A 3466-nucleotide genomic window follows, 5' to 3' on the forward strand; every position below is an offset into this window, starting at 1 on the left:
GTGAAATACATACTACAACCTTAGAGAGAAAAATAAGATTCAGTAGAATTTTAAAGTTTAATAAAGATAGAACCTTAAAAGGCGAGGATTTTAAGATAGATAAGGATAAGATAGATGTTGATTCCATTGACAATGTGAGTAGTGAGTGGATGTTTAATTTAGATAAGAGTTTAATACAGGTTGTATATAAGGATGAAAAAGTGATTTTATTTAAGTTTAGTTACGCCATAAGAGATGTTTTCTTAAGTGGTATGGATAAATATAATATAAGAACTAAAAGAGGAAATTTATTTAACTTTACCAAATTTGACGATATTGAAATAGGGTATGATAATAAAGGAAGGGTTAATAAGCTGAATTATTTACTTAAAGGACAAACCTTAGGAAATATCGAATATGGATTTGAGTAGAAATAGTTGCAAGTATTTATAAAAAATTTAATCATATATAATAAAACAAGGGCAGTATAGGCTAGTATTTTATGAAAGTCTATACTGCTCTTGTTTTATAAGTTTTTTTAAACATTAAAGGTATAAATTTATTGAAAAACCTACAATATAAATGTACCCTATGATACATAGAATTAAAGTTCAAGATACAATATCTACAGCAAATTCAAAGATTGAGTTAGGAGATGATATATCTATAAATTTTAACTAAATAGCTTAACCATTGTAAGGAGTCAATCGGCAAAAAATTAACCTTATACAAACATAAGGAGAACTATGGTAAAATAGTTTTTATATATAGAGATTAAACTTTCATAGAATGGAGGGGCATAATTAATGCTAGATTACGATGTAGTAGTAATTGGAGGAGGACCAGCAGGCATGGCAGCAGCTATTTCTGCAAGGGAAGAAGGGATAGAGAACATAGTAATTCTTGAGAAGGATTATGATTTAGGTGGAATATTAAATCAATGTATTCATAGTGGATTTGGACTTTATAACTTTAAAGAAGAGTTAACAGGACCAGAATATGCAGAAAGATTTTCTAAAAAGCTTATAGATATGAATATTGAACATAAATTAAATACTACTGTTATAGATATAACTGAGGATAAAAAAATTACGGCGGTAAACCCAAAAGAAGGAGTAATAGAAATTAAAGCTAAGGCTATAATTCTAGCTATGGGATGTCGTGAAAGACCAGGTGGAGCCTTAAATATACCAGGATCAAGATGTGCTGGAGTTTATACTGCCGGTACAGCTCAAAGACTTGTAAATATAGAAGGGGTTATGCCAGGAAAGGAAGTAGTGATTTTAGGATCTTCAGACATAGGACTTATAATGGCAAGAAGAATGACCTTAGAAGGAGCCAAAGTAAAGTCGGTAGTGGATATTATGCCTTATTGCATAGGGCTTAAGAGAAATGCCCTTCAATGTTTAAAAGACTTTAATATTCCTCTAATGTTAAATCATACTGTTGTGGAAGTTAAGGGAAAAGAGAGATTAGAAGGAATAATAATTTCAAAGGTAGGCGAAAATAGAAGACCAATAAAAGGCACAGAAGAACATATAAGCTGTGATACCCTCATATTATCTGTAGGATTAACACCAGATAATGCATTATCTTTAAAGGCAGGAGTAGAAATATCAAACATAACCGGTGGAGCAAAGGTTAATGAAAGCATGGAAACTAATGTGGAAGGAATATTTGCTTGTGGAAATATCTTGCATGTCCACGATTTAGTAGATAATGTAACTAATGAAAGCTATGAGGCTGGGAAGAAGGCAGCTAGGTTTGTTAAGGGAAAATATAGTAGAGGAAATAATAATATTCAGATTATAAGTGGTAGAGGAATAAGATATACTGTTCCACAAACTATAAATCCGGATAATTTAGGAGAGGATTTAGAAGTAAGTTTTAAAGTTGATGATTTATATAAGGATACTGGTATCTCTATTCTTTTTGATAATGTAGAGAAGATATCACTAGATAAAAGAATATTAGCACCAGGAGATATGGAGAGAATAAAACTCTCAAAAAGTCTATTTGAAAATATTAATCTATCTAGTCACATAACTATAAAAGTGAGGGAGTAGTAAAAACTTATATATTTGAATTCTTTCATTTAAAATATATACAAGATAGGAAAAGTAATTTTAATAGAAGGAATCTTCCTTCAGATGGCGTTCTTTCCCAAATCTGAAGGTTAGATGAATTAATCTAGGGGCGTAGCAACTACTATCTCCCATCTTTCAAGAGGATAGGGATGTTGCAGTTGGTAGCCAAAGCCTAATAGGAAATCTCCTTAATCTATAAAAAACACCATGAATTTAAGAGTCATGGTGTTTTTTTATTGTATTTTGAATATATACAAGTTATACCAATAATTTTAGTTATGAGTATAAAAAATAATACACCTTCATATGTAAATCTAAAAATCATTATTAATAATTAGGTCTTCTATGAGATAAAACATTTCCTTTTGCCCCTTAGGATTTAAGTGTAGTCCATCAGTGTAGAAGTCTTCAATTTTGCTATTAAGGGATAAGTTTTTAAAGATATTATAAAAATTTAATATTAACAGGTTCTCCTTAGTACAATAGTCTTCTAATAGATTTTTATATAATTCTAGCTTAGAGTTCACTAAAGAGTAATCACAATAAGGATCCCAACTATTCATGGCCATTGGACCTACTATAAAGGGAGGAATTCCTACTATAGGGGTTATATTATTAGCTAGGGAGTCCTCTACCATGATTTTTATATTATCTAAGGTAGCTTCTACATTTTTATGACTTAAAAAATCATTACTTCCTCCCATGATTATTACCACATTAGGCTTTTCATCTATAACATCTTCATAAAATCTATTTATCATACCAATGGTTGTATCACCATTTATTCCTTTATTTATCCATAGGTTTTTAGGAAATCTATTTTCTAGAAGATAAAGCCAGCTGTGATTTTTAGAAACTCCAAAACCATAGGTTAAACTATCTCCAATACATACTATTTTTTTCAAGTTATCATCACTCCTAGTAATTATAAATAAATTTATTAATTTTAATATATATTATAAAATTTGTAAATTAATATATTGTGCAGTTAGGGGTTAAGAGAGACATAATTGCTAGACTAAAATTCTAGACTTCAATGGCTTTTAACCAAGTAATTTAATTAAAAAGTCAACTGACACAAGGGGTTAAGTTAATATAGATTTTTAATTTTAAATTATATATTAATTTCTCTAGATAAATTATAGCTACTATGACAATATATATCAAATTATAAGTTGGGGTAAGAAGAATAATATACGTCTTATATTAAGACTTTATTAAATACCATAGATAAATAGAAAACATATGAAAATTCATTACAAAAAATAAAATATATGGTAATATAAGGGTAAGTTTGGTTTGAATATAAGTAAAAAATATATTGATTTTAATAGCGGTTATTTTAACCATTATATTTAAAATTAAATATAATAGTAAGAAAAATAGTATTAACGTATATT

The 3466-nt window shown here is 28.7% G+C and carries 3 protein-coding genes; 2 read left to right on the top strand and 1 reads right to left on the bottom strand.

Going from position 1 to position 3466, the window contains the following annotated elements; all coding sequences use genetic code 11:
• Together AB2369_RS12380 and AB2369_RS12385 are read left to right on the top strand one after the other, a co-directional pair.
• The coding region (locus tag AB2369_RS12380; protein ID WP_367666782.1) for a hypothetical protein at positions 1-410 on the top strand (410 nt) is incomplete at its 5' end.
• 375 nt (positions 411-785) lie between these two features.
• A complete protein-coding gene (locus AB2369_RS12385; RefSeq protein WP_367666783.1) occupies positions 786-2045 on the top strand; it encodes an NAD(P)/FAD-dependent oxidoreductase in 1260 nt (419 codons plus the stop codon).
• A 335-nt stretch (positions 2046-2380) separates the two neighbouring features.
• Here AB2369_RS12385 and AB2369_RS12390 read toward each other — a convergent pair whose 3' ends face one another.
• The gene (locus tag AB2369_RS12390) at positions 2381-2971 is read right to left on the bottom strand and encodes a GDSL-type esterase/lipase family protein (protein ID WP_367666784.1); all 591 of its coding nucleotides are present in this window, start codon (positions 2969-2971) and stop codon (positions 2381-2383) included.
• Positions 2972-3466 lie beyond the last annotated feature (495 nt).

The organism is Clostridium sp. (genome assembly GCF_040797585.1).
In the GTDB taxonomy this organism is placed as follows: Bacteria; Bacillota; Clostridia; order Clostridiales; family Clostridiaceae; genus Clostridium_Z.

Coding starts and splice junctions, on each gene's coding strand:
- AB2369_RS12385 (WP_367666783.1), top strand. CDS start 786: ATGCTAGATTACGATGTAGTAGTAATTGGAGGAGGACCAGCAGGCATG.